At 40.2% G+C, this 26,162-nt stretch carries 19 protein-coding genes and 2 tRNA genes; 9 read left to right on the top strand and 12 right to left on the bottom strand.

Features of this window, described 5'->3' with window-relative positions:
* Positions 1 to 14 precede the first annotated feature (14 nt).
* Positions 15 to 1,361: a multidrug efflux MATE transporter AbeM gene (gene abeM / locus RFW85_RS11715; RefSeq protein WP_060465223.1), complete on the bottom strand. Its 1,347-nt coding sequence runs from the start codon at positions 1,359 to 1,361 to the stop codon at positions 15 to 17.
* 32 nt (positions 1,362 to 1,393) lie between these two features.
* Positions 1,394 to 1,855, bottom strand: coding sequence for a DMT family transporter (locus RFW85_RS11710; RefSeq protein WP_199977357.1), 462 nt, complete (start codon positions 1,853 to 1,855; stop codon positions 1,394 to 1,396).
* A 116-nt stretch (positions 1,856 to 1,971) separates the two neighbouring features.
* On the opposite strand from RFW85_RS11710, the gene hemW reads away from it, so the two are divergent.
* On the top strand, positions 1,972 to 3,126 hold the full coding sequence (gene hemW / locus RFW85_RS11705; protein WP_170247592.1) for a radical SAM family heme chaperone HemW: 1,155 nt from the start codon (positions 1,972 to 1,974) through the stop codon (positions 3,124 to 3,126).
* Between the two features lie 46 nt (positions 3,127 to 3,172).
* Here the strand turns inward: hemW and RFW85_RS11700 are convergent, their stop codons facing one another.
* On the bottom strand, positions 3,173 to 3,928 hold the full coding sequence (locus RFW85_RS11700; protein WP_309171551.1) for an SDR family oxidoreductase: 756 nt from the start codon (positions 3,926 to 3,928) through the stop codon (positions 3,173 to 3,175).
* 112 nt (positions 3,929 to 4,040) lie between these two features.
* Here RFW85_RS11700 and RFW85_RS11695 point away from each other — a divergent pair, with 112 nt between their 5' ends.
* Positions 4,041 to 4,937 carry a LysR family transcriptional regulator gene (locus RFW85_RS11695; RefSeq protein WP_170247594.1) on the top strand — a complete coding sequence of 299 codons (897 nt, stop codon included), beginning with the start codon at positions 4,041 to 4,043 and terminating at the stop codon, positions 4,935 to 4,937.
* A gap of 64 nt (positions 4,938 to 5,001) precedes the next feature.
* Here RFW85_RS11695 and RFW85_RS11690 read toward each other — a convergent pair.
* From RFW85_RS11690 to RFW85_RS11675, 4 genes are all read right to left on the bottom strand, one after another.
* A tRNA-Lys gene (locus RFW85_RS11690) sits at positions 5,002 to 5,077 on the bottom strand.
* Positions 5,078 to 5,099: 22 nt separating this feature from the next.
* Positions 5,100 to 5,175, bottom strand: a tRNA-Lys gene (locus RFW85_RS11685).
* Between the two features lie 184 nt (positions 5,176 to 5,359).
* On the bottom strand, positions 5,360 to 7,201 hold the full coding sequence (locus RFW85_RS11680) for a long-chain-acyl-CoA synthetase (protein ID WP_170247595.1): 1,842 nt from the start codon (positions 7,199 to 7,201) through the stop codon (positions 5,360 to 5,362).
* 189 nt (positions 7,202 to 7,390) lie between these two features.
* Entirely contained in the window at positions 7,391 to 10,711 is a 3,321-nt protein-coding gene (locus tag RFW85_RS11675; protein WP_309171549.1) for an Rne/Rng family ribonuclease, read from the bottom strand.
* A gap of 721 nt (positions 10,712 to 11,432) precedes the next feature.
* On the opposite strand from RFW85_RS11675, the gene RFW85_RS11670 reads away from it, so the two are divergent.
* The 4 genes from RFW85_RS11670 to RFW85_RS11655 all read left to right on the top strand — a co-directional run bounded on the left by RFW85_RS11670 (position 11,433) and on the right by RFW85_RS11655 (position 14,461).
* Positions 11,433 to 12,365 (top strand): RluA family pseudouridine synthase, encoded by a 933-nt coding sequence (locus RFW85_RS11670; protein WP_170247597.1) that lies wholly within the window; start codon positions 11,433 to 11,435, stop codon positions 12,363 to 12,365.
* Positions 12,362 to 13,036 carry an HAD-IA family hydrolase gene (locus RFW85_RS11665; protein WP_170247598.1) on the top strand — a complete coding sequence of 225 codons (675 nt, stop codon included), beginning with the start codon at positions 12,362 to 12,364 and terminating at the stop codon, positions 13,034 to 13,036. The genes RFW85_RS11670 and RFW85_RS11665 overlap by 4 nt, the downstream gene beginning before the upstream one ends.
* 74 nt (positions 13,037 to 13,110) lie before the next feature.
* Positions 13,111 to 13,806, top strand: a complete 696-nt coding sequence (locus RFW85_RS11660) for a YafY family protein (RefSeq protein ID WP_170247599.1) — start codon at positions 13,111 to 13,113, stop codon at positions 13,804 to 13,806.
* A 49-nt stretch (positions 13,807 to 13,855) separates the two neighbouring features.
* Entirely contained in the window at positions 13,856 to 14,461 is a 606-nt protein-coding gene (locus RFW85_RS11655) for a glutathione S-transferase family protein (protein ID WP_170247600.1), read from the top strand.
* 61 nt (positions 14,462 to 14,522) lie between these two features.
* On the opposite strand, the gene RFW85_RS11650 is transcribed toward RFW85_RS11655, so the two are convergent.
* Both RFW85_RS11650 and hcaR read right to left on the bottom strand, forming a co-directional pair.
* The gene (locus RFW85_RS11650) at positions 14,523 to 15,200 is read right to left on the bottom strand and encodes a DUF1345 domain-containing protein (protein ID WP_170247601.1); all 678 of its coding nucleotides are present in this window, start codon (positions 15,198 to 15,200) and stop codon (positions 14,523 to 14,525) included.
* A 264-nt stretch (positions 15,201 to 15,464) separates the two neighbouring features.
* Entirely contained in the window at positions 15,465 to 16,370 is a 906-nt protein-coding gene (hcaR, locus tag RFW85_RS11645) for a DNA-binding transcriptional regulator HcaR (protein WP_170247602.1), read from the bottom strand.
* Between the two features lie 655 nt (positions 16,371 to 17,025).
* On the opposite strand from hcaR, the gene RFW85_RS11640 reads away from it, so the two are divergent.
* Positions 17,026 to 18,078 (top strand): MBL fold metallo-hydrolase, encoded by a 1,053-nt coding sequence (locus RFW85_RS11640; protein WP_170247603.1) that lies wholly within the window; start codon positions 17,026 to 17,028, stop codon positions 18,076 to 18,078.
* A 67-nt stretch (positions 18,079 to 18,145) separates the two neighbouring features.
* Here the strand turns inward: RFW85_RS11640 and katG are convergent, their stop codons facing one another.
* The 3 genes from katG to RFW85_RS11625 all read right to left on the bottom strand — a co-directional run bounded on the left by katG (position 18,146) and on the right by RFW85_RS11625 (position 23,695).
* Positions 18,146 to 20,302: a catalase/peroxidase HPI gene (katG, locus tag RFW85_RS11635; protein WP_170247604.1), complete on the bottom strand. Its 2,157-nt coding sequence runs from the start codon at positions 20,300 to 20,302 to the stop codon at positions 18,146 to 18,148.
* A 527-nt stretch (positions 20,303 to 20,829) separates the two neighbouring features.
* On the bottom strand, positions 20,830 to 23,124 hold the full coding sequence (ptsP, locus tag RFW85_RS11630) for a phosphoenolpyruvate--protein phosphotransferase (RefSeq protein ID WP_046811459.1): 2,295 nt from the start codon (positions 23,122 to 23,124) through the stop codon (positions 20,830 to 20,832).
* An 85-nt stretch (positions 23,125 to 23,209) separates the two neighbouring features.
* On the bottom strand, positions 23,210 to 23,695 hold the full coding sequence (locus tag RFW85_RS11625) for an RNA pyrophosphohydrolase (protein ID WP_000567255.1): 486 nt from the start codon (positions 23,693 to 23,695) through the stop codon (positions 23,210 to 23,212).
* A gap of 182 nt (positions 23,696 to 23,877) precedes the next feature.
* Here RFW85_RS11625 and RFW85_RS11620 point away from each other — a divergent pair, with 182 nt between their 5' ends.
* Both RFW85_RS11620 and RFW85_RS11615 read left to right on the top strand, forming a co-directional pair.
* Positions 23,878 to 24,528 (top strand): HAD family phosphatase, encoded by a 651-nt coding sequence (locus tag RFW85_RS11620; RefSeq protein ID WP_170247605.1) that lies wholly within the window; start codon positions 23,878 to 23,880, stop codon positions 24,526 to 24,528.
* Positions 24,529 to 24,720: 192 nt separating this feature from the next.
* Complete coding sequence (locus RFW85_RS11615) at positions 24,721 to 26,160, top strand: DUF2252 domain-containing protein (RefSeq protein WP_170247606.1); 1,440 nt, start codon at positions 24,721 to 24,723, stop codon at positions 26,158 to 26,160.
* Positions 26,161 to 26,162 lie beyond the last annotated feature (2 nt).

Below are 26,162 nucleotides of genomic sequence, written 5' to 3'. Positions count from 1 at the left end.
CATCGGCTTTTTTGTTAGGTCTGGCTTAAACGTTTGGTATTTAAATAAAGCCGTGAGAGTAATAAAACACAAGCAATGCTTAAACCAATAATCAAACCTAGCCACACACCAGCCACGCCCCAATGGGTATAACGTGCTAAATAAAGCCCGATAGGGAACGCGATCACCCAATATGCCATAAGCGTAATCCACATCGGTGCTTGCGTATCTTGCATCCCTCTTAAACAGCCTGCGGCACTCACTTGCAATGCATCCATCAATTGATAACCCATTGCAAACCAGAGTAAATACATGGCAACAGGAACAACGTCTATGTCTTGAGTATAAACCGATACAATTTGTTCACGACCTAGAGCAATAAAAGACATGGTCAATAAGGCAAAAAATATTGCTGTGCTCAGACCAATTTTTTGGACTTGGTACATCGAAGCCCAGTTCTTTTCACCATAATAGGTTCCCACACGAATGGTTAAGGCAATCGCAAGTGAAAGCGGAATCATAAACAGCACTGAGGTGACTGAAATTGCGACTTGATGCGCTGCAATAAACACTTCACCAAGCGGGCTAAGCACTAATGCGCCAGTACTAAAAATACTGACTTCAAAGAACACAGCTAAACCGATGGGTAGGCCAAGCTGTAAAATTCTTTTTACCCAAGTCAGGTTAATTTTATCGAATCTGCTAAAAATAGACGTGTTTCGATAAGCCGAAGCTTTGTAAATATAGCCAGCTAATGTAATTAGCATGAGCCACTGTAAAATGGAGGTTGCAAAGCCACAGCCTGCGCTACCCAAGGCAGGAATTGGTCCTAAGCCATACATAAAGATCATGTTTAGAGGGATTAAAACCACTAACGCCAGTAAGCTAATGACCGTTACAGGACGTGGATGGCCTAAAGCCTCAGAATAACCGCGTAGGGCTGCGTACATGGTCACAGCTGGCATACCTAAACCAATCGCATGTAAAAACAAACTTGCTTTAGGCTGTAGGCTCTCTGGTACGCCAAACACATGCAAGAAAAACGGCATAAGCTGCAAAATGAGCATAGCCATTACGCCTAAAATGATGGCGACCCATAAGGATTGACGGACAATGACAGGAATTTGTTCTGTATTTCTTGCGCCCTTTGCTTCAGCGACCAAAGGCGTAGTTGCAATCATAATGCCACTGAACAGAAGCATGACTGGGATCCATAAACCGACCCCTACCGCAATTGCTGCTAAATCGGTTGCAGATAAATGCCCAGCCATAATAGTGTCAATTAACCCAAATCCCGCTTGAGCAAACTGGGTAATTAAAATCGGTAGCATTAAGTGGAAGAGTTGTTTTAATTCAGACCGAAAAGATGTGACATTCGACACAAAAGGTACTCTTTTTAAATATAAAAATGAAGCTAACGTTGCAAAGTGAGTAACACACCGACAAAGATGATCACGCCACCAAGAAACCGTTGCCATGTAACAGGTGTCTTTTCTGTACCTAACCAACCAAAATGGTCAAGCAACATAGAAATGACCAATTGCCCAAAAACGACTAGACCTGTAAAGGTTAAAAAACCAAGTTTAGGTGCAGTATAAATGCTCATGCTAATTGCATAAACCCCAAGGAATCCTCCTGTCCAAAGAAGCCATGGAATATTTGTTATTTCACTTAAAGAGGGCTTTTCGGCACTTTGGAAGAAAACCATAACTGCTAAAACAATAGTACCTATGAAAAATGATAATAAAGCTGCCTGCAAGGGTGAGTGTAGTTGCTCGCGCAGTTGAGCATTGATTGCAGTCTGAAAAGCCATGGCAACACCGATTCCCATAGCTAGAGGTAAGATCAGGAAAAGTTGACTAGAGAATTTCATCATTTTTATCAATATTTAAGTATGTTTAAAAACAGTCTAAAGCAATTAAGGTATGTTTTCATAAGCCCATTGATGCAGTCATGTTAAAATAGAAATATTGTGTAAATTGGACCTGCTCCTTGGCCGTATTAAACCCTGCTTCTGTTCCTTTATCTTTATATATTCATATGCCTTGGTGCGTGCGTAAATGTCCATATTGTGACTTTAACTCGCATGCCGTACCAGATGGAGCGTTTTCGGCAGAACTCGAGCAAACCTATTTAAAAGCATTGGTGGCCGACTTTGAAACTCAAGTTGAGATGGCTCAGGGACGTTCAATTCATAGTGTATTTATTGGTGGTGGAACGCCTTCACTTATTTCTGCTAAAGGCTATGCATGGCTGTTTGAACAGCTTAAGTCATTGCTCAAATTTGAAGATGGCTGTGAAATCACCCTAGAGGCAAATCCCGGAACACTAGAACATGACCCGTTTGCAGGCTATTTAGACGCAGGTATTAATCGTTTATCGATTGGTGTGCAGACTTTTAATACAGAGCACTTGCAAAAGCTTGGGCGTATTCATTCAGCCAACAATGCTATGGATGCAATTGAGCAGGCACGACAAGCAGGCTTTAAGCGTGTTAATGTCGATTTAATGCATGGCCTACCTGAGCAAACGCTAGAACAAGCGCTGTATGATTTAAAGGTTGCTGTAGAGCATGGCGCGACACATATCAGTTGGTATCAACTGACTATTGAGCCAAACACCGTATTCTTCCGTACTCAACCCGTTTTACCTCAAGATGAAGTGCTAGAAGATATTCAAGAGCAGGGAGAGGCTTATCTAAAAGCCAATGGTTTTATAAATTATGAAGTGTCGGCTTGGCGTAAAGAGCAGCCTTCAGCGCATAATTTAAATTATTGGGAATTTGGTGATTACCTTGCGATTGGTGCAGGGGCACATGGCAAAGTTACACAACCAGATGGTGTGTACCGTTTCCAAAAAACTCGCTTACCGAAAGACTATTTGGCTAAGGTTCCAGCCGAACATTTGCAAATGAAAAAGATTGAGGCAGAAGAGCTACCTTTTGAGTTTATGATGAATGCTTTACGTTTAAATGATGGTGTAGAAGCTGAGCTATATGAGCAGCGCACAGGTTTAAGCCTAGATCACTTAAATGAAGTACTCACTTCACTACGAGCTAGAAAGCTATTGGTAGATGAGCATTGTCGTTTGGCTTGTACTGAGCAGGGGCATATTTTCTTAAATTCGGTACTAGAAGAGTTCTTGTAAAGAAGCAAATTAAAAAGCCGCACATTGAGATGCGGCTTTTTTGATTTTAGCGAGTGGTATAGCCGCCATTTGCAAAAATTGTTTGGCCGGTAATCCACCAACCATCGGTTACCAGAAAGCGAACTAAAGGTTCGATATCTTCAATTTTGGTGAGTCCACCTAAAGCTGAAGCTGACTTATGGTAAGCGACTGCTTCGGCAGATTCCTGACCATAAAAGAAAGGTGTATCCATTGGGCCTGGTGCAACCGCAGTCACGGAAATCTGGCGATCACCAAATTCTTTTGATGCAGCACGTGTGTAATGCTCAACAGGTGCTTTTAAACCTTCATAGGTTGAATAGAGTCCAGTATAGGTTGCAAGAAGCGAAGTCACGATTGAACAGATCTTGCCGCCGTCATTTAAATGACGACCAGCCGATTGAATAAAGAAATAGGCAATTTTTGAGTTGATATCGCTCATGCTATCAAACTCTTGTTCTGTGGTATCTAAAAAAGATTTCTTTAAAACCTTTCCAACGGTATTAATAGCAATATCAATTCCACCAAAATGCTGTTTGGTGTCTAAGAAGAGCTTTTCGATATTATCAATATCCGTTAAGTCTGCCTGAATTAAAACGGCATCTACGCCTAAAGCTGTTACATCTGCGAGCGTCTGCTCTGCATCTGCCTGAGTTTCCGAACTATTGTAGTGAATCGCGATTTTTGCGCCTTGTTCTGCAAATTTACGGCTAATGAGTCCACCTAAGTTTTTTGCTCCGCCTGTAATCAATACAACTTTATCTTTAAGAGTATGAGTTGCCATGATGGTTGTTCCTATGATGACTTGTTCTAATGTATTTTTAGTCTAGATTGGCGGTAATTTTTGATCAATTATGCTAGTTTGGTTTAACTATTCAGAAAATACGAACAATTAAATGGATCGGTTGCAGCAGTTTTTTATTTTTACAGAAGTTGCTAAACGACAAAGCTTTAGTGAAGTGGCAAATCAGCTTGATTTACCTCGCTCTACAGTGACGAGTGCAATTCAACAGCTGGAAACTCACTATGGAGTACGCTTATTGCATCGAACTACACGCAAAGTAAGCCTCACTCAGGATGGACAACGAATATTACCCGAATGTCAAAATCTATTATTTGATTATGAACAGCTCGAACAGCTTATACAGGCACAAAAACAGCATTATCGTGGCACGCTAAAAATTTCAATGCCCAGCCGAATCGTACATCAAGTGATTATTCCTGAACTTCCCGATTTCTATAGGCGTTATCCAGATATCCATTTACAACTTCATAGCTCTGATGACATTACTGACTTAATCGAGAAAGGAATCGATTGTGTTGTTCGGGTGGGGCAGTTAGATAATAGTAGTTTGATCGCGAAGTTCGTTGGGAACTTGATTATGGTGAACTGCGCAAGTCCTGACTATTTAGAACAGTACGGTATTCCTGAACAATTAGAAGATCTATCTCAACACAAACTCATTAACTATGCGGGAGCAGTAGGAGAAAAACAGGGCGTATTCTTATATCAAGATGGAGCTGTGATGATGGATAGTGCTTTAAGCGTAAATAATACGGAAGCCTATATTGCAGCGGCTATTGCAGGTTTGGGAATTATTCAACTTCCATACTACGATGTTCAGGATAAAATTGAGCAGGGAACTTTAGTTGAAGTACTAAGTGCCTATACCGCTCAATCACTTCCACTTAATATTTTATATCCGAATAGAAGTTATATTCCTAAACGTTTAGAAATCTTTATGGAATGGACTAGGGATGTTCTATATAAGAAGTGCATCGTCATCTTTTAGTCATAAAACTAAAATACATTAACAATAAAAAAAGCCTCTCGAACTGAGAGGCTTTTTTAGAATTTGGTGGGTCGTCCGCGACTCGAACGCGGGACCAACGGATTAAAAGTCCGCTGCTCTACCAACTGAGCTAACGACCCAAATAGGTTCAAAACAGATAAGTGGTGGGTCGTCCGCGACTCGAACGCGGGACCAACGGATTAAAAGTCCGCTGCTCTACCAACTGAGCTAACGACCCTGAACAAACATTCAAATATCATTTAAATGTGAAGTGCAAGATAACTAAAAGTTTTCTAACACCACCTTTGTTTTGATGTCGCGTATTTTAGCAAGTTATTCAACTAACACAAGAGGAAATTTAAAAACATTTGCATGATTGCCTATAAAAAGCACGATTTCCTCTTGTTTAGCTAAAAAATGAACTAAAAACGGTATTTATAGGCCTGAATGTTGTCAAAAATTTCAGTTGTGATATCACAGTAACTGCTTGCACCAGGCAATAAAGCGAGTAAACGTTCAGAAGTTTTGCTTGGATTAAACGCATCTTCCTTCAATTTATTCTTTTGGTACTTAAAAGTACCTGTAGTTTCAACTTTAGCTTGTATACGTAAAAACACTGGTACCGCATAAGCAGGTAAGCATTTTTTAAATACAGTCACCATTTCTGTTAAATCAGCGTCATTTAACTCGGCACCATCAGCAAGTGTGATTGCTGCCATACCTGCACGACCATTGGTATTTGGAATTTCTACACCATAAACCACAGCTTCAGCGATCTTGTCATATTCACACACCATGTTTTCAACTTCGGTGGTAGATACATTTTCGCCTTTCCAGCGGAAGGTATCGCCTAAGCGGTCAACAAACTGGGCATGACGGAAACCAATATTGCGGACAAGATCACCTGTGTTGAAATATGAGTCACCTTTTTTGAAGACATCTTGCATAATCACAGATTTATTCTTTTCTGGGTCGGTATAGCCATCAAATGGAGAGCGACTGGTAATTTTGCCTACCAATAAGCCGACTTCACCTGCTTTAACTTTTTTACACCAGCCATTTTTATCGCGTACAGGCTCATTCTTTTCTTTATCAAATTGAATGACTGCATACGGCATAGGGGAGAAGCCTACCGTATTGTCAAAGTTGAAAATATTACTAAAGCCAACGTTACCTTCACTTGAGGCATAAAGCTCAAGAACTTCTTGAACGCCAAAACGTTGTTTGAATTTATCCCAGATGTTTGGACGCATGCCGTTACCAATCATTTTGGTTACACGGTGAGCACGGTCAAGCTCTGTAGTAGGAGCATCCATCAAGTAGCGGCAAAGTTCACCTACATAACCGATTGCAGAGGCATTAAACTTCTGTACATCTTTCCAGAAAGCACTGGTTGAATATTTACGTCGAATGGCAAGGGTAGAGCTTCCTGCAATCACACCACACCAGCAAACAACCACGCCTGTTGCATGATACAGCGGCAAAGTTACATACATCACATCATTTGGACCAAGGTTTAAAATGTGGCCATAAGTGCCATATGCGAGTGTCCAGCGACTATGTTTAAAAATAACTGCTTTTGGTAATCCTGTTGTTCCCGAAGTATAAATATAAAACAGACCATCATTACCATGAACAGAGTGTGTGGTCGATGGATTGAATTTCGGGAATTGATCAATTTCTATTGCAAGATTGGCATAACCTTGAGGTGCTGTTCCGGCATCTTGACGAGTAGTCTGATCTGCAAACCAGTGGAAACGGTCTTTAGGAACATCTAAGTCTTGACGAATTTCATCGATTGCAGCACGGACTTCTTCGCCCGCAATGACTGCAATTGGTTTTACAAGGTTGATACTATGAGCGAGAACTTTACCGACTTGAGATGTATTCACAAGCGCAATAGTTACCCCAATTTTAGCTAAGCCTACAATAGTGGCAATAAGCTCAGAACGGTTCTCAACCATTACGGCAATCACATCACCTTTACGTGCGCCGAGAGATAAATAATAGTGAGAAATCTGGTTAGCCCATTCATTTAAAGCTTCGTATGAGTAACTTTGATCTTCAAATAATAAAGCAATACCTTTCGGATTCCGCTTAACAGCTTTCTCAAAAGCTACACCTAATCCAGTTGGTGTATTTGCTGTTCTTAAATAAGCCTGTTTAAGACCATTCAGGATATGGGGCACTTTGGGAATGAAGCTAGGAAGTCTGGTGGCAACATCCCCAAGCGTAATGATATCGGTCTGTGTTGTCTGGCTCATATCAATCCTATTTATTTTTCGATCAATCCAAAAAGGTTGTGTTGGCAAAAGTACAGTATTTTCATGGTTCACCATGCTTTTAAAACTTTTCTTCTAGTGCAATCAACCTAATTGGCTAAAAATAACAAAAAAAACCTAGTCATCGAAATGACTAGGTTTGTTTAAATTAGCTGCAATTGAGCAAATGATTTACTCAGCTACAGGATTTGCTTTCTTTGGTGGACGACCGCGAGGGCGACGAGGACGACTTGGTTTGTCCTTATCAGCTTTAGAATCTTCTGATTCACTCTCGGCAGGAGCTTCAGTTGGCTCTACAGCTTGTTCTGTAGCTGCTTTGGTTTTTGCAGCTGCTTTAGGCTGTTTTGCAGCTGGAGCTTCAACTACAGTTTCAGTTGGTGTTTCTACGCTAGCTGCTACTTCAGTTTCCTGATCAAGCTCAAGCGGTTGCTGTTTTGATTCAGCAGGTACTTGTGCTTCAGCAGTAGAAACAACAACAGTTTGTTCTACAGACTCAGCTACAGGTGCAGCTTCTTCTGTTGCAGAATGTTGTTGTTTGACTTGCTCAAAAGCTTGTTCAGCAGCAAGTTTCGCTAGACGACGACGTTCACGTGGATCATTAGCAACACGTGGTGTCGCTTCTTTTGGTGGCGTCAACGCAAGTACTGGTGCAGGTTCTGCTTCTTGTGAAGGCTTGTTGCTTGGAAGCTCAGCATCACGAGTAACAGGCTTTTTGTCTTCAGCTTCCGCTGGAACTTCAGTTACTAGAGTACTTGCATATTGCTCTGCAAATTTCTGCAATGCACGATTGAATGTTGGAACTAAACCAAACTGTTCAATCAATACTGTGCAGTCTTCACCGTAAACATGACGAATCAAGCTACCAATTGTATATTGCGCCAACGTTGGAATTTGCGATGGGGCAATTGATGGTGCAGCAGCTTTAGCACGTTTTGCATTGCGTTGTTCACGGCGACGCATACGAGGATCATTACTTGCACGCTGAATTTGCGGTTGAGTTTTTTCAGCCTTTGGTTGAGGAGCTTCTGCTTCAGCAGTTACTGTCTCTTCCACTGCCACAACTGGTGCTGGAGCTGGTTCTTGAGTAGCTTCAACAACAGGTGCTTTTTCAGTACGTTCAACAGGTTGCTCAGGCGTTAAAGCAATAATTTCGCTTTGTGCTTGATCAACATTGATGACTAAGGCTGTATTCATGACTTCATGCTGTGGAGCATCAATCAAATCAACCTTAATTTGTTTTTCATCAACAACTGCTGGTGCCGGCGTATTTTGATTTTCATTTAATACGCTTGGATCGCGGTGGCGATTCGGGCGGTTTGGACGTTGTTGATTATTACGATCACGACGTGGTACAGCATGTTCAGCTTGTTGCCCATCATTTTGATGTTGCGCATGCGGCTGATCTTGTTGCTGACGCTTTTGTTGACGTTTTAATTCACGCTGCTCTTGGCGTGATAACTGTACAACCTCTTCATGAACCTGTTGTTGCTGTGATTCTTGATTGTGGTGATGTTGATGTTGTTCACGTTGCTCTTTGTGCTTACGTTTTTTGTTGTTTGGACGTTGCTGTTGTACTTTATCGTCTTTTTCAACATTCTCACGTGCTTCCTGTTTAACAGGAGATTGAGAAATATAAGCATTGTTAGATGGAGCTGAAGTAACTTCAGCAACTGCTGGTGCTACAACTTGTCCAAACTGCCCACGGCTAACAGCGCCTGTATTCACCATTTGTTCAATTGCGGCAGCAGCATTTTGTGCTGAGCGAGATTGATCAACTGTTTGAGCTTGTTTTTGAACAAACAGGTTTTCTAACCATGCACAAGGACTCGCTGCTTTTTGAACGCTTGCCTGAGCAGCAGGTTGAACTGCTTGATTTGCTTTCTTTTGATTAGCTGCGCTGTTGGCAGCAGGGGCAGCATGCGTATGGCCATGATCAGCTTCTTCTAAATGCCATTCAGAAGATTCATAACCTAACTCTTTTTCACTTGAACGAGTTGCTTCAGTACGTTCATAGCTAGAAGGTGCAAAACCATCTGGATTGTACTGAATTTCGTAGTGAGGTGTTTCTAAGTGTGGGTGAGGTAAAACAGTCACACGAACACCAGAAGTTTGTTCTAAGTAAACAAGACTATGACGTTTTTCATTGAGTAAGAACGCTGCAATTTCAACAGGAACTTCTACTTGTACTTCACCGTGACGTTCACGAAGTGCAATTTCTTCTACTTTACGCATAATTGAAAGCGAAAGTGAGCGTAGGTCACGGACCATACCTGTGCCATGACAGCGTGGGCAAACATATCCAGTTGCTTCTTCAAGAGATGGGCGTAGACGTTGACGGCTCATTTCCATTAAGCCAAAACGAGATAATTGGCCAAACTGGATACGTGCACGGTCGCTTTGTGTTGCTTCACGAAGTTTTGCTTCAACCATGCGTTGGTTGCGTTCTTTAGTCATGTCAATAAAGTCGATCACAACTAAACCGCCAATGTCACGAAGACGAAGTTGGCGAGCAATTTCTTCTGCTGCTTCTAGGTTTGTATTAAGCGCAGTTTCTTCAACATCATGTCCACGAGTCGATTTCGCAGAGTTAATATCGATTGAAACTAAAGCTTCAGTCTGGTCAATTACGATTGAACCGCCAGAAGGAAGTTTTACTTCACGTTCATAAGCAGTTTGAATTTGGCTTTCAATACCAAAATGAGCAAACAATGGCTCGTTTAAAGTATAAGTTTTGAGTTTGTCTAATTGACGTGGCATTACTGCTTTAACAAAGTTATAAGCTTCGTTATAAGCCTGTTCGCTATCAATTAAAATTTCTGCAACATCATCACGTAAATAATCGCGGATAGCACGAGTAACAACACCAGCTTCTTGATGAACTAGCATTGGAGAAGGACCAGAGCTCGCTGTACCTTGGATTTGTGCCCAAAGATCAAGCAAATGCTGTAAGTCTAACTGTAATTCTTCTTGGGTACGGCCAATACCAGCGGTACGTACAATAACGCTCATACCACGTGGTAAATTTAAAGAAGCTAAAATTTCTTTTAATTCTTCACGTACAGAACCTGAAATTTGACGACTAATACCGCCACCTTTCGGGTTGTTTGGCATAAGAACCAAATAACGTCCTGCAAGTGAAATAAAGGTAGAAAGAGCTGCACCTTTATTGCCACGTTCTTCTTTTTCGACTTGAACAAGTAATTCAGTACCTTCAGTGATAAGTTCACGAATGTTTGAAGTTTGTCGCGGGTCTGCTTGGAAATAGCTGTTCGCAATTTCACGCATAGACAAGAAGCCTTGACGACCTGCGCCATATTCAACAAACACAGCTTCTAAAGAAGGTTCTACGCGGGTTACATGGCCTTTATAGATATTGGATTTTTTCTGTTCTCGGGTACGATTCTCTAAATCAAAATCGTAAAGACGATTACCAGTGATAAGTGCAACGCGGACTTCTTCTGCGTGAGTTGCATTAATCAACATACGTTTCATGGGTGTGACACCTAATAGTGACCCACACAAACATATCGCACAAACTTAAAGGTTCTGAACGAACATCGAACATGACGGATCATTTCCCAGATCTCAAAATATTTGTGGTCTGAGTCATCTGTTACCGGCTACATTTAGCCTTAGCTTCGATTCTCGTCTGTGATGTAGGCAATACTGCTTCAACCTTTAAATCGGACTTCCTTAGTGCTTCACTGGCGGGTGAGCGGTGCATTGGTTAATGACTTTCACTGTCATTGGGCGCGAAGTGACTTCTTTTTGGAAGTTTGATACGGAATGCTCATCGTATCGGTGCTTTCGGCAGTTCCAATGCATCAACGCTTTAGCCTGAAGGCAACATTAAGGAGCGATTTGTCTGATGTGTATCAGTTTACGTTCCATAACCAACTAGAGTTGGTAACATATTTTTTTGAACAAACTGAATTAAACGCAACAGTTTGTCATTTTGCCGATATAATAAGCCTTCGGCGTCGGCATAATTCTTTAGGACCAATCCGAGCTGGTGATGAAAGCATCATTTTGATTGAGGTTTCAATCAGGGAAATTCCCTATTAGATGTTCACTTACGGCGGTATCCGTGCGCTGACTATATCAAACCTTGCAGCATCTGCCTATGGGCTAAGCTTAGATTTCTTGTGAAAAAACTAAGCTAATCGGTCATTTATTAATCAAATTTAGCAAAATTTCAGGTTTAAATATTAGTATGAATTCTACACAGCAATGGCAAAGTGTCACTTGGTTTGAGGTGGATGAACATCAAGCAGGACAGCGAATTGATAATTTCCTGTTTTCGCGTTTAAAGGGTGTACCTAAGAGTCGTATTTATCGTTTGATTCGTGAAGGTCAGGTTCGAGTAAACAAAAAACGTATTAAAGCTGAGACCAAATTAGAGATTGGAGATCAGATTCGTGTTGCACCTATTCGCTATGAACAAAAGGATGAAACCGCTGCTCCTGTGAGTGATAGTGTAGCACAAAGCCTACTCAGCCGTGTGGTCTATGAAGATGAAGGCCTGTTAGTTATAAATAAACCATCAGGTATTGCTGTACATGGTGGTAGTGGTGTGGCCTATGGTTTGATTGAGGCTTTACGCGCCGCGACAGGTAAAAAATATTTAGAACTAATTCACCGCATTGACCGTGACACTTCTGGTCTGGTCATGATTAGCAAGAAACGTAGTACTTTAAAGCTGCTACAAGATATGTTGCGTGAGCACAAAATTCGTAAGACTTATGCGGCAATTGTAAAAGGTCAGGTGAGTCTCGATAAACAACTCATTGATGCTCCGTTATTTCGTTACGAGTTAGCCAATGGCGAGCGTCGTGTACGTGTATCTAAAGAAGGTAAGCCAAGTAAAACCGAATGGGTGGTTGCAGAGCGTTTTAAAAATGCAACTTTAGTTCATGCATCGCCGTTATCAGGTCGTACTCATCAGATCCGTGTCCATGGTTTAAGTATTGGACATCCGTTGATAGGTGATGATAAATATGGACACACTACTGAGTACGCAGGTCCGCAGGCACGACGTTTATGTTTACACGCGATGCGTTTAGATATTCCGGGTTATCCACCGATTGAAGCGCCGTTACCAGAAGACATGACGCAGTTATTAAAGGCTTTGAGAGTAGCAAAATGAGTCTGAAAACCGAATTAGTAATTTTTGACTGGGATGGAACTTTATATAACTCTGTTGGTCAGATTGTTGCGAGCTTACAACATGCAGCAGAGCAACATGAATTGCCTCTAAGCGATGAAGCCGCAAAAAGTATTATTGGGTTAGGCTTGCCTGAGGTTATGCAGACCTTATTTCCAGAAGCGCCAGAATTGCATGACTCGATCTTAAAAGCATATGGCGATCACTATATCGCGAACTCGACAAATGATGCATGGTTTGAGGGTATTTCTGAACTCCTCCATGATTTAAAAGCCCAAGGTTTAAAACTTGCTGTAGCGACGGGTAAAAACCGTCGTGGGTTAGACCGTGTAATCGCAAAAACACAGAGTACCCATCTTTTTGATGTAACTCGAGCTGCCAACGAGACGCGTTCAAAACCAGACCCGCTCATGTTGCAAGAGATATTAACAGTCACTGGGGTGAATGTTGAGCAAGCAGTCATGATTGGTGATAGTAGCTATGACCTTGAGATGGCACAGCGTTTAGGGATGCCGCGTATTGGAGTAGGCTATGGCGTACATTCGGTTGAAGTTCTGCAAAAGTTCCAACCTTTAGCGATTGCTAAAGATGTACAAGAGCTTCACAGCTTTTTGAGAGGATACGCTCAATTACCTACTGTCGATGTAGCGTAGTTTAGAATGATAGAAGAAGAGGGATTTATTCCCTCTTTCTTTAAATTAAATAACAAAACAATAAGAAGAGAAAAATGAGCCGTTCAATTCGCCTATTAAATCTTTTACAACAACTCCGTGAAGCTCGTTATCCAGTTACTGCACAAGTCTTAGCTGAACGCATGGGAATTAGTGTTCGAAGTATCTATCGGGATATTGATAGCTTACGTGAGCAAGGTGTAAGAATCGATGCCTCAGCAGGTTTGGGTTTTCAGCTCAAAGAGGATATTTTATTACCCCCAGTGACATTCAATGAAGACGAAGCTGAAGCTTTATTTTTAGCTTTAGAATGGTTGAAAGATGTTCCTGATCAGTCATTAAAATCTGCTGCAGTTTCAATTTATTCAAAACTTTATGCGGTTTTACCTAAACATCGAAAATATCTACTCGATGATATGACCTTAGGTGTCGCACATTATTGGCATCCAGTTGATGCGGCTCTGGTGGAGCAGGTGCGTATAGCCATTCGTAATCAAGTAAAAATAAAAATAGATTATTGCGATGAACAAAAACGGTTAAGTGAACGTTCACTTTGGCCTTTTGCTTTAGGATATTTAAACGACAAAGTAGTACTGGCTGCTTGGTGTGAATTGCGTCAGGCATTTCGCCACTTTCGAATAGATCGTATCCATCAGCTTCATATTAGCCAAGATATATATCCCGAATTTAAAAAGCTTCTGTTCCAAAAGTGGTGGAAACAGGAAATGCAAAAGGCTACTGACAAAAACTGACAAAAGTTATTTGTACACTAGGAACTACGATAAACAAGGAGCAATAAGAATGAGCCTTAAACTTTATACTAACAAGGAATCGCGTGGTGTAGTTATTGACTGGCTTTTGGTCGAGTTAGGTGTTGAATGTGAACGAATTGAAGTCGCATATAAGACCGAAATGAAATCACCTGAATATTTAAAAATTAATCCTTTTGGAAAAGTGCCGGTATTGGTAGATGGCGATGTCGTGATTTATGAGTTGGGTGCAATCTGTGCTTATTTGGCTGATAAGTTTTTTGAGAAAGGTTTGGCTCCTGCTTTAGATGATCCGAAACGTGGTTTGTACTATCGTTGGTTATTTGTGATGGCGGGTCCTTGGGAGGCTGCAGGTGTTGATAAAGCTTTAGGAATAGAAGTATCACCTGAGCAAAAGATGTTTGTTGGCTATGGCGATTACGATGATGCTTATCAAGCTTTAGTTCAAGGATTGAGTGAAGCAAATCCGTATGTATGTGGTGAGCAATTTACTGCAGCTGATGTAAGTGTTGGAGCAATGCTTTTATGGCAATTAAAAATGAAAACAATTGAATCACACCCAGCCATTGAACGTTATGTTGATGCGATTAAACAGCGCGAAGGCTTAAAACAAAGCACGATGGGACAACTGTTGTAAACTGAATATTCTTAAAAGTCATCCAAATGGGTGGCTTTTTTTATTTTCTAAATACGTCGCTTTAGTTGGTAAGAAAGCCAGCAGCAACGTTAATACAGATCGCTAAAATGGTGGTATTAAACCCAAAAGACAACACTGCGTGAAATAAGTTTAAAAGGCGCATATGCTTGGTGGTAATTGACACATCGGCAGTTTGCGCAGAAGTCCCAATAATATAACTAAAATATAGAAAGTCAGGATAAGTTGGTTGTTTTGTCCCTGGGAAATCTAATCCTCCATTTTCCTCATTTCTAGATAAGGCCATATAAAAATCGTGGGCATAATGTAGAGCAAAAACGGTATGCATAAAAAGCCATGCAGAAACAATCGTCAGTAAAGCTAAGGCTACATGGCCTAACTTAGCAGAACTTTCTGAAGGAAGCTGTGAAAGTTGAATCAGAATAGCAACCAGAGACATGGTTAAGGCTAGTAAAACAATCAGCATAATGACCCATTTGCTTTCATCTTGTTTTTTAGCTTGCTGGTGCATTTGTGAATGATCGGCACTTTTCATGAGTTGCCAAACATGGAGTAAATATATGCTAACCGAAGCATTCCAACTGACTAATAATATAGTTGACCATTTCCATGAAGTTAACCATGTCAAAATAATAGCGGTGATAATTCCTATAAATAAGGCGATAAAGAAATGAGGACGGTTTAGTACACTACGTCCAAGGTGTTGAAATAATCCAATCATTTTTCTAGTCTCCTTTATTACGGGGTAAATATATTGTTTTTTATTAAATGGTGAAAATAATATCTGGTTTTATATGAATTTTATTGCGGTTTTTTTTATTTATATCCATGAGATATTTAAAGTGCCTACTAGGGAACATAGAACAATATTGTGAATTAAACTAGTTGTGAAAAGTATAAATAAATATAAAGAATATTTATTTATACTTTTTTATATAGATAATCTTATTAATCATGTGTTTAATAATAAAATCATTTTTGATAATTAAGCGTGGCTTAAGTTTTTGTCTAAATGAAATACTTTGGTGAGCTGGTCAATGAATTTTTGGACACCTAAGGACTGTGAGTTTTTACGGTAATTTACGAATAAATCAATCGTTGGTAATTCGACATCAAGTGGGCGAACAATTGTATTTTTGATTCCTAATGGAGCCACGTAGGCAGGTAAAATTGTACATCCTAAACCAGAGCCAAGAGAGTTAATATTAAACAGTATACTGTCTGCTTTTTGAACAATATTGAGTTCGATATTATGAGTTCTAGCGAAGTCTAAAATAGTATTATGTAATATTTGTGATTGCTCAGCAGCTGGAATAATGAAATCAATTCCTTGTAAGGCATGAACAGGAATTCGATCATACTGAGCAAGTGGGTGGTTCTTAGGAAGTAGGAAAATCAAGGGTTCAGTCAAAACAAATTGACTTTGAATTTCATCATTATTTGTATTTTCACGGGTAAATGTAATGTCCAGCTCTCCTTTTTTTAAGGCTTTAAGCTGTTCGGTATTATTCAGATTAGATAACTCAATGGTGAGGTCGGGATGTTGTATTCGCAGATTGGGAAGAACGTAAGGAAAAATCTTCATTTCTGCGATGGGGACGAATCCGATACGTAAGAGTTGCTGTTTAGCCTTCGAAACCTGCCGTGCCATGGCAACCGCTTTTTCAGCTTGAGCAAGGGTGAGTCGAGCATGTTCTAAAAATACTTCCCCTTCTTCTGTTAACTCAACTTTACGTTTTGTGCGGTTTAAAAGTCGTACGCCGACGTCTTCTTCTAGGTCTTTAATTTGCTGGCTAAGGGAGGGTTGTGCTGTAAAAAGTTTAAGAGCGGCTTTACTAAAATTTAATTCTTCAGCAACGGTAATGAAATATCGGAGATGGCGTAGTTCCATAAGACTAATCCAAAAAATGTCTTACTATGATTTAAGTGAAGTATAAAGCATAAATAGATATAGCGTGAAGGTGATTTAGGTATTTATAAAATAAATGGAATTTTAATTTTCATTAGATAATTAATATAGGAATATAAGTTTAAATAATTCATAAATTATATTAATTATTCGACCATGAATACAATTTTTTTACTTAATCAAAGAAAAAATTAAACGTTTTAAATATTCATACAATTAATTCTCATATTATGCAAAAATAAAGAATAATAAATTAAAATTATGAAATATATTTCTTTGGAACTTCACAGGCTGTAAGTGTTACTAAATATTTTGTGCTATAGGTTGTCAAAATATTTTAAATTGGAAAATTGTGGACTATGAAAGTAAAACAGAGCAAATCTATGATCACTTTAGGTGATTTATATTGTTATGTTGTACAAGATATCTTAATAAGAATAGTAATTGTCGAAGCATAAACCCAACACATCTATGTGTTTTTTATGGCACTCTAGTTCAACTTATGTTCGCTATGACTACGATAAAAGGGATATTTATATGATAAATAAGTGTAAGTACCATAGCTTAATTTGTTTTAATCGTTAAGATAGAAACCTGAACACATCCATTCTGCTGCTGCTAAAACATAGAAAAGCCCATGAAAGACAAGCCGACATTAACATATCAATTGCCGACTCAGTCCTGTTGGACGCATACATGGATAAAACCTCCTTTTTGTCATCCTGAATCTGGGCATGAAACGGATACACGTTTTTATAATCAACAGCCTAGATCACCTGCTCGTGGTACTAAAGAGTTATTGCGTTGGTTAGTTACACGTGAGTCTTTTACTTGGAAAGTGGATATTCAAAATGAATATCAAGCCCGCGTAAATACGGCTGTAGCTTTGCCACAAAATCGACCTAAAGCAGATCTGGACGATTGGCAAGTCTGGTTTGTTGGGCATGCAACGGTATTGGTTCAGATTGGTCCTTACAACTTTATTACTGACCCAGTGTGGTGTGATTATGCAAGTCCTTCACAAGGGCGCGGCCCACGCCGTGTATGCCCAGCTGGTTTTGCACTAGAACAATTACCGGCGATTCATGGAGTTTTGCTTAGCCATAATCATTATGACCATATGGACTTGGCAACACTTGAATGGCTACATAAAAAATTCGCAATGCCAATTTACACTGGACTCGGGAATGGTTTTTATCTACCCAAAGATTTTCATGTGATTGAAATGGATTGGTGGCAAGAAATTCCTTATCACGAATTAAGAATAATCTATACACCTGCACAGCATGGTTCAGGCCGTGGTTTACGCGACCAGAATAAGGCACTTTGGGGCGGCTTTTCGGTTGTGGCTAAAACAGGTCATTGTTTCTTTGCGGGTGATACCGGTTATGCGGGTCATTTTAAGCAAATACATGCTCGTTATGGCGCACCGCGAGTTGCTTTACTTCCAATAGGTGCGTATGAGCCACGTGAATTGATGAGCTATGTTCATATGAACCCACAAGATGCGCTACATGCGCACTTCGATTTACAGGCTCATCGTTCTATTGCGATTCATTATCGGACTTTCCAGTTGACTGATGAAGACCGAGAAGATCCGGAACATGCGTTAGCTCAAGCAATTAAAGCTTCATCAAAGCTTGCTAATCCTTTTTATTGCATTCGAGAAGGGCATAAATTGACTGTCTAAAACTCGGTTACTTTATATTAAAAAAGCCAGTTTAAATTGAACTGGCTTTTTACTATTTTGACTTAAATTAAGCTAAGTCAAAACGATCAAGATTCATGACTTTAGTCCATGCAGCAACAAAGTCTTGAACAAATTTTTCTTTACCATCTGCCTGAGCATAAACCTCTGCTAATGCACGTAAGATTGAGTTTGAACCGAAGACTAAATCATTACGTGTTGCGGTAAATTTTACTGCGCCGGTTTTACGGTCTTTGCCTTCAAAGACTTCGCTTGTTGAGTCAACAGGTGCCCATACAGTAGACATGTCGAGTAAGTTCGTAAAGAAGTCTGTACTGAGTACACCAACCTGTTGGGTAAATACACCATGTTGCGAACCATCCCAGTTGGTGCCTAGTACACGTAAACCACCAATCAATGCAGTTAATTCTGGTGCAGTCAAAGTCAATTGTTGTGCTTTATCAATTAATAACGCCTCGGTTGCTGCACTGACTCCCTCTTTTTTCCAATTCCTAAAACCATCTGCAAGGCCGAGAAGTAATTGGAAAGATTCGACATCGGTTTGACTTTGTAATGCATCAACGCGACCAGGAGCAAATGGAACACTAATATTAAAGCCCGCCGCTTGAGCGGCTTGCTCTACACCAATGTTACCTGCAAGTACAATTAAGTCAGCCAGTGACAATTGAGTAGATGCTTTGAGTTCTTCAATTTTAGTTAAAGTCTCAACAGCTTTTTTATTTACTTCCCAACCACGTTGTGGTGATAAAGCAATACGTGCACCGTTTGCACCACCGCGTTTATCTCCACCGCGGAATGTTGACGCGGAAGCCCAACCAAGCGAAACCAATTCGCCAGCAGATAGCCCTAGTGCAACGATTTTTGCTTTTGCATCAGCAACGCTTGCAGCAGATGGTATAGCGCTCGCAGCTGGTAATGGATCTTGCCAAATTAAATCTTCAGCAGGAACCTCTGGACCTAAATAACGTGCTTTTGGCCCCATATCACGGTGAGTTAACTTGAACCAAGCACGGGCAAAAGCATTGGCAAATGCTTGTGGGTCGTTAAGGAAACGACGAGAGATCTTTTCAAACTCAGGATCAAAACGTAAGGTCAAATCTGTAGTAAGCATTGTTGGCTTGCGTTTAACTGATGGGTCGAATGGATCTGGAATGATCGCTTCAGCATCTGCCGCTACCCATTGAATTGCACCAGCAGGTGAACGCTCTTGTACCCACTCGTATTTGAACAGGTTTTCAAAGAAGTAATTGCTCCATTGTGTTGGCGTTTGTGACCAAATCACTTCTAAACCTGAAGTGATTGCATCTTTACCGACACCAGTGCCAAAACTATTTGACCAGCCAAAGCCCATCTGTTCAATTGGTGCTCCCTCTGGATCAGCTTGAACATGGTCGGCAGAGCCAGCACCATGGGTTTTACCTAAAGTATGGCCACCGGCAATTAAAGCAACAATTTCTTCGTCGTCCATTGCCATGTTGCCGAAAGTGGCACGGATAAATGGTGCAGCTGATTTAGGGTCACCGCTGGCTTGTGGACCTTCAGGGTTTACATAAATTAAACCCATTTCGGTTGCAGCTAAATTGCTACCTTCCAGTGCTTCAGAGTTTCGATGAGCTAACCATTCTTTTTCATCACCCCAGTTTACATCGTTGTCTGGTTCCCAAACATCTTCACGACCTGCACCAAAACCAAAGGTGCGGAAACCCGAAGACTCAAGTGCGATATTTCCAGCAAGAATAAATAAATCTGCCCACGATATTTTTTGACCATATTTTTGCTTAACTGGCCATAGTAAGCGACGCGCTTTATCTAAGCTTGCATTGTCAGGCCAACTATTTAATGGCGCAAAACGTTGTTGACCACGACCAGCACCGCCACGACCATCACCCATACGATATGTACCGGCAGCATGCCATGCTAAGCGAATAAATAGGCCTGTATAATTTCCCCAATCGGCTGGCCACCAATCTTGGGAATCTGTTAACACATTTTTGATATCAGCTTTGAGTGCGTAATAGTCGAGTTTTTTAAATTCTTGACGGTAATTAAATTCTTTACCGAGTGGGTTAGAGCGTTCTGAATGTTGGTTTAGTAAGTCAACGCGTAGTTGTTTTGGCCACCAATGTAAGCTAGGCGTGCCACCACCGATTGTTACCTCTGGTTTTGATTTATGGCCTGAAAAAGGGCATTTTGATTCGTCTGACATGGTTATATTCTCTCTGGGTAATAATTATTGAGCTCTTGATAAAGTAGTAGGGCTCATTTTCCTGGACTTTTGGGGGAAAACTCATGTTTATTAAATAAAGAAATGAGTGAACAAATGGTGAGAAAAACCGTTTTAAAATTCTTTTCACTAAGATGTTGTCTCATGATTTTTTATATTTAATAATCCATCAGATTCCTTTAATTGTTATTCCTCCAATTTACTGTATGAAGGTTAAAAAACAAGAGGGAAAATCAGATGAAGGTTGTAAATAATGATGCATAGAATTACCTCTTCAATTGTTGGAACAACGTAAGATCTTTTAATAACGCTCTATAAACATAGTAAAAGTAGAAGTTTTATTTTTCAAATGGATTAAACTGTCAATATTAATTTAAAAAACCGATTATATGTTTATTTAAAAGATTAAGATGGCGGCAATAGTGAGATGAAATTTTTTATATTTAGTTGTAGTAGACGTGATTTCAAATGAATAAAGGAGAGCATTGCTCTCCTTTATTGTTTATATATTAAACATTTACGATTCGATTCGATTTAACCATATCAGCTAAACCGTGAGTTTTAAAATAGTACTCAAGCCAGCTTTTCACGATGAGTGGATTATTCATTTTCATGACATCATCCAGCAATTTTTGTGCATCTGTCATAGGTACATGACAAATTGCTTTTCTTACTCGCAAAATGTTACTCGAACTCATCGAAAGGGTGTTGAAGCCCATCGCCATGAGCAGGATTGCTGATAATGGATCACCTGCCATTTCACCACAAATACTGATAGGTTTTTTGTATTCATGACATTCTTTAACTAAGCGGGTTAGCGCACGTAGAATGGATGGGTGAAAGTGTGAGTAAACGTTTGCTACATGTGGATTATTACGGTCAACTGCAAGTAAATACTGGGTTAAGTCATTTGAACCGACCGAGAAGAAATCGACGAGTTCAGCAAACTCATCAATTTGTAGCAGTACGCTCGGCACCTCAACCATAATTCCAATTTTTGGTTTGGTAATTTTAACTTGCTCTTCTTCTTGCACTGCAATCCAGTCACGCTCAAGTAAATAAAGTACTTCTTCTACTTCACTGACTGTAGTGACCATTGGCAATAAAATATGCAAATTATTTAAACCAATACTGGCTTTGAGCATGGCGCGAATTTGCGAAGAAAAAATCTCGGGATGATCAAGCGTGAAACGAATACCACGCCAGCCTAATGCCGAGTTTTCTTCTTCAATACTGAAATACGGCAAGTCTTTATCGGCACCAATATCCAGAGTTCGCATCACCACAGGTTTGTTGGCGAAATGGCTCAACTGTTGACGGTAGATTGCACGTTGTTCTTCTTCACCCGGGAAACGTTCCCGTAGCATGAAGGGAATTTCACTTCGGTATAGACCAACACCTTGAGCACCGCGTTGTACTCCGCGTACTACGTCAATCATGAGACCTGTGTTCACATAGAGCTGAACAGACACACCATCTGGAGTAATCGCTTCTTTGGTCTCGTATTGTTTGAGATCTTTTGCGATTTGCTCATCTTCTTTCTGAATTTCTTTATAGCGTTGGCGTAAACGACGTGGCGGATTAACAAAAACACGGCCCTGATAGGCGTCCACAATCATTTCTGCATCATCAAGTGTGTTCACTGGCAATTCAGTTACACCAACTACGGTTGGAATACCTAATGCACGAGCCACAATCACCATATGAGAGTTGGCCGCACCTTCGGATGTCACAATCGCTGCAATATTGTCTACCGGTAACTCTACAAGTGCCGCAGTACTAATCTCTTCACCAATTAAAATACTGTCTGGACTCAGTTCACGATGGCTAGAATCTTCTTCTTGCAAAGAGGCTAAAATACGTCGCCCTAAATCTTTAAGGTCGGAAACTCGTTCACGAAGATAATCATCTTCCATCTGTGCAAATAGGGCAGTATGTTTTTCAATTACACGACGCACCGCACCTTGTGCCCAATGCCCATCACGGATCAGTTCTTTAATTTCTGCTGGTAATGCATTTTCATCTAGCATTCTTAAGAAAACACTAAATAAAGCGCGCTCTTCGGCCATGAGTGAATCATGCATTTTTTCATCCAGAGAGCGAATCTCTGAACGTACTGATGAAATGGCTTGATCTAAAATTCGAAGTTCATCGCTAATATCTTCTGCTTCACGATCAGGCACAGAACCCAAATCGGCAGGCGGATATAAAATAATAGCACGACCTAAAGCAACACCACCTGCACCTGAAGCGCCTTGAAAGGTTTTGTAGGCAGGTCCATTACTCGGCTTACGAAATACATCAATATTACCTACTGCATGAGCATGAGCAATAACGCCAGAAAGCTGAGCACATAGTGTAACTAAAAAGGACTCGGCAGCTTCACTAAAATCTTGAGGAAGTTTGTTTTGGACAACCAAAACACCCATAACCTTACGACGATACATGACTGGTACGCCGAGGAAAGAGTTATAAATTTCTTCGCCTGTTTCAGGTAAATACAAGAACCGCTCATGTTTTGGCGCATTGTCAAGGTTAACAATTTCTTCACGCTGCCCAACCAGACCGACCAAGCCTTCACCGAGTTGCAAAGAAACATGGCCTACAGATTCTGGATTTAAGCCTTTAGAGGCCATTAAGACATAGCGCTGATTGCGTTCATCGAGTAAATAAATAGAACAAACATCCACTTTCATGGCCTCAGCAACCTGATTAACCATGATGTCTAATGATTCATGCAAACTGACGGACGCATTAACCTCTTGGACAATGCGCCGTAGAGTGTCGAGTTGCATGTTTGACATGGATGTATACTCCAGTATTTTTTTAGACTATGAATGTATTTATAACAGCACTTTTAATAAAAATCATTTGCTAGATAAATGATTTTTAGGGTAATTGTTGCATCGGCAACTGTGTACACAACTCCACCATGGCTTTACGATAAACATCACGCTTGAAGTTCACCACTTGTCCAAGAGGATACCAATAGCTAACCCACTGCCATTCATCGAATTCGGGCGGGTCGGAAAGGTTTAACTGAATATTTTTTGCAGGCGCAGTTAATTTCAGTAAAAACCATTTTTGTTTCTGTCCGATACATACGGGGTCAGAGTCTGACCGAATGTACCGATGTGGCAAACGATAACGCAGCCATCCTTTGGTTTGCGCAATAATCTGGACATGTTCGGGCAATAAGCCGATTTCTTCTCTCAGTTCTCGAAAAAGTGCCTGTTCAGGGGTTTCTCCAAACTGGATGCCTCCTTGTGGAAATTGCCAAGCATTGTGACCAATGCGCTTTGCCCATAAAACCTGTCCATCATCGTTTGCCAAAATGATCCCGACATTCGGTCGGAAACCTTCTGAATCGATCATTTGGCTACCTAAATATTGTCTATATCGTTGACTTTAATCGCGGGGACAAACACTTTTTTATGTCCAGCTCGAAAAGATCAAAGTAAAATGTTTAAATTGCTACGATCTTAACGAATTTCTATCGACTAGCGGAGATAGATTTACATTTTTTTTCTTAAATTTCAGTTTAAACGAGAATTTTCATGAAACTGGCGTTGTTTGATTTAGACCATACCTTGTTAAATACCGATTCAGACCATTCTTGGGGTGAATTTTTAGTCAATGAAGGTTTGGTTGATCCGGTTCATCATCGTCAGATGAATGATAAATTTTATGAAGATTACAAAGCAGGGCAACTTGACCCATATGCTTATAATGAATTTGTTTTCGGATTTTTAACTCAACATGGCAATGACTACTTAACTGAGCTTCACCAATTGTTCATGCAAAAAGTCATTCGTCCGCAAATGCGTCCAAAAGGTTTTGATGCAATCAAAAAACATCAAGATTTAGGCCATACTATCGTGGGTATTACGGCAACAAGTGATTTTATTACTGCGCCGATTTTCCGTGAATTTGGGATTACCGAAATTTTAGCAACCAATGCTGAAGTGGCTGATGGAAAATATACGGGTAAAGTTGCTGGTTTAGCGTGTTATCAAAAGGGCAAACTTGCACGTCTAGATGCATGGTTGGAAGGCCGTAACGTGTCTGAGTCTTGGGCATATTCCGATTCAATTAATGACCGTTTTTTACTTGAATATGCAACTCATGCGATTGCAGTAAACCCTGACGATCGTCTTGAAAAGCTGGCTCAAGAACACAATTGGGACATTCAGGACTGGTCGATTTAAGATTATGGAGTTGGAAGAACAGTTTAAAAAGTTTTGAGGTCTTCCAACTCTTAAAGATATTTAAAATCATATTTTTAATATTCCTTATAAATCTTAGCTCCAAAAAGACATGGGTATGTCTAATAGAAAATAAATTTTATCTGGCTAAAGATATTCAGAATATAAAAACTTTAATTTAAAAATGAGGGCATAATGTCAAAAACAACACCAATTAAATTACCAAAACAACTTTGGAATGATGAAAGTATTGATTTAACACGTCATAGCTATCAGGGGAAATTACTTAATAAAAGCGAAGGTTTCAAATTAGGTAAGTCTCAACGTAAAAAAGTACCGCGTGAACAGCTATCAAAGCTTTCTGAACGACCAAAAGGTACAACTGCCTTAACGATCTATGATTGGAGTAACCAAGGACGTTTAGAAAAGCTCAAACCGATTCGTGCAAAACGGATGAGTGTTTCTCCATTTACATTTTATCGTGGCATGCCTTCTTTGATGCTATTTGACCAAGCGTGGGAACAGGTAAATTCAGGCTTATTTCAACAGATTTGTGGTGATTGTCATTTAAGTAATTTTGGTGGTTTTGCAAGTCCAGAACGTAACCTGTTATTTGGAATTAATGATTTTGACGAAACTTTAGTTGCCCCGTTTGAATGGGATGTAAAGCGTTTAGCAACCAGTTTTGTGATCGCGGCGCGTGATATTCATCTTGCAAAGAAAGTCGGGTTAAAAGCAATTAAAATAATGCTGAATAGTTATCGTCAGCACTTATTAGAAATTACAGAACTTTCACCACTCCAAGTTTGGTATGAAAAAGTTGATGCCAGTACATTATTAGAAAATACTGAGTGTCGAAAACTAAGAAAGAAACGCGAGAAGCATCTTGATTCAGCACAGAAAAGAACGGCGTACTCTGTTTTGCCGAAGCTTACGCAGCAAGATCAAGATACAGGATTTCGTCATTTTGTGGATGATGCGCCGTTATTATGGCATCCAAGTGCAAATGAGCCATTTGCTAAAGATGTTGATGTATTCTTTCAACAATACCGTGATTCTTTGAAATACGATCGCCAAGTACTTTTTGATCGTTATCAACGTACAGATGTAGCTTTGAAAGTGGTGGGTGTCGGAAGTGTTGGTACTCGATCAGCGATTGCATTATTTCAGGATGCAGATCGGGAACCCTTAATTTTACAAATGAAAGAAGCGAATCCATCAATTCTCAGCCCCTTATTTGTAGACAAGGTAAATCATGAAGGTGAGCGCGTAGTGCATGGTCAGCAGCTTATGCAGGCCGCAAGTGATATATTTCTTGGGTTCTCTTCAATATCGACTCAACATTTTCATGTACGTCAGTTACGCGATATGAAAATTTCGGTTGATCTTAGTGACATGGATGATGAGTATTTCTATGAGTATGCCGAAAGTTGTGGTTTAGCCTTGGCTCATGCCCACGCTAAATCTGGAAATGCAGATGTACTTATGGGATATCTTGGCGAAGGTAATACGATAGTAGAAGTATTACAAACGTATGCAGAAGAATATGCAGAACGTAATCTAAATGACTATGACCAATTTATGAATGAAGTTGCAGATGGTAAGATTCAGCTCGCTGGAGATGATGCACTTTAATA

The organism is Acinetobacter sp. 12966, from assembly GCF_031196995.1.
Taxonomy (GTDB): domain Bacteria; phylum Pseudomonadota; class Gammaproteobacteria; order Pseudomonadales; family Moraxellaceae; genus Acinetobacter; species Acinetobacter geminorum.
The sequence above is the reverse complement of the archived record's forward strand: the minus strand, read 5'-3'. Positions and strand labels throughout refer to the sequence as shown.